This is a genomic window from Streptomyces sparsus (genome assembly GCF_054776295.1).
Window position 1 is genome coordinate 1 of record NZ_BAAHCA010000994.1, and the last position, 1,693, is coordinate 1,693.

The following is a 1,693-nucleotide window of genomic DNA, read 5'->3' on the forward strand; positions in this document are numbered from 1 at the left end:
CGCCGCGGGCAGGGCGACGTGTTGCTCGGGCGCTGCCGGGCGGGGGACGGGGAGCTCGGCCGACGGCGCTTCGCGACGGGTGGGGGCCGGTTCCGCTCCCAGCGCGGCGCTGAGCTGCTCCCGTAGGTGGCGGGCGGCCAACGTGCGCATGGCGCGGGCGAGTTCCGCGTCGACGCTCTGCTGGGCCAGCGGACGCAGCCTGCGGACCAGTTCGGTGGCCTCGGTGGCGTCGGCCTCCGTCGGGGTGTGGTCGAGGTAGCGGGCGAACACGTGCTCGCTGGTGAAGTCCAGGAAGCGGGTGGCGATGTGCTCGACCTGGCCGCGCAGCTCCCGCAGGTGCCCGGTGACGGCGCCCAGTGGGACACCCGCGGCGTGCAGCTCGACGGCGACCTGCAACTCCTGCGGGCTGGGCACCAGGAACTCGTCGGTGCGGCCGGGGAGCGGTTCGATGACGCCGAGGTCCACCGCCTCCGCGACGGCGGCGTCGTCGGGGCGCCCGCCGAAGCGGGCGTCCAGTTCCGCCCGGCTCAGCCGGTCCGGTGCCTCGCTCGTCCACGGCCCGTCCACCTCCGCGACGAGCCCCAGCACCTTGCCCAGGCCGCGGCCGGAGTCCCAGGCGTCCAGCAGCTCCTTGATGCTGGCCAGGGTGTATCCGCGTTCCAGCAGGTCCGCGATCTGCCGCAGCCTGGCGAGATGGCCGGCGTCGTAGACGTTGGCCCGGCCGCGGCGCCCCGGGCGGGGGAGCAGGCCGCGGTCCTGATAGGCCCGGATGGTGCGCACGGTGGAGCCGCTGTGCCGGGCGAGCTCCTCGATCCGGTACTCGGTGGGTGGGGGCACGGTCGTCCGCCTCTCGTTTCCTGGTGGGGTCTAGCCGGGTGGCCGCAGTCGGCCCAGGCCGCGGACGGCCCGTGGCGAGAGCCGGCCGAGCAGGCGCACCCCGCGGGCCTCGGGTGTGACCGGGACGACCGCCTCGTTGCGGACGACGGCCCGCAGGACCGCGGCGGCGACCTTCTCCGGCGGGTAGTTCCGCCGGCCGTGGAGACGCGCCGCCCACTGCCGCCGGCGTTCCTGCTCCTCCTCGTCCACCCCTACGAAGCGGCTGCTGGTGGTGATGCGGGTGTTGACGAGGCCCGGGCATATCACCGACACCCCGATGTCCTGTTCGGCGAGCTCCGCCCGCAGGCACTCGCTGAGCATGAGCACCGCAGCCTTGGAGGTGCTGTAGGCGGGCAGCAGCCGGGACGGGAGAAAGGCGGCGGCGGACGCGGTGTTGACGATGTGGCCGCCCTGGCCGCGCTCGGCCATCTGCCGTCCGAACAGCCGGCACCCGTGGATGACGCCCCACAGGTTGACGTCGAGCACAGAGCGCCAGTCCTCGGTGGCCGTGTCGAGAAAGGTGCCCGACAGGCCTGTGCCGGCGTTGTTCACCAGGACGTCCACCACGCCGTGTTCGGTGGCGACCCGCTCGGAGAGCTGCCGCATGGCGTGCTCGTCGGAGACGTCCACCGTCTCCGCCCACGCCCCGGGCGCACCGGCCAGCCGGGCCAGTTCTGCGGTTCGGGCGGCTCCCTCGGCGTCCCGGTCCACGGCGACGACGCGGGCACCGGCCTCCGCGAAGGCGAACGCCACGGCGCGTCCGATGCCTCCGGCCGCCCCCGTGACCAGGACGAGCCGGCCGCCGAAGCGGTCCGCG

Annotated in this window: 2 protein-coding genes; both read right to left on the reverse strand. The window is 74.7% G+C overall.

Translation table 11 applies throughout. The features are described from left to right. A partial coding sequence (locus tag ACYVE9_RS25695) for a MerR family transcriptional regulator (protein ID WP_461030288.1) occupies positions 1–837 on the reverse strand: 837 nt, incomplete at its 3' end. Between the two features lie 30 nt (positions 838–867). Continuing rightward, the coding region (locus tag ACYVE9_RS25700) for an SDR family NAD(P)-dependent oxidoreductase (RefSeq protein WP_461030289.1) at positions 868–1,693 on the reverse strand (826 nt) is incomplete at its 5' end.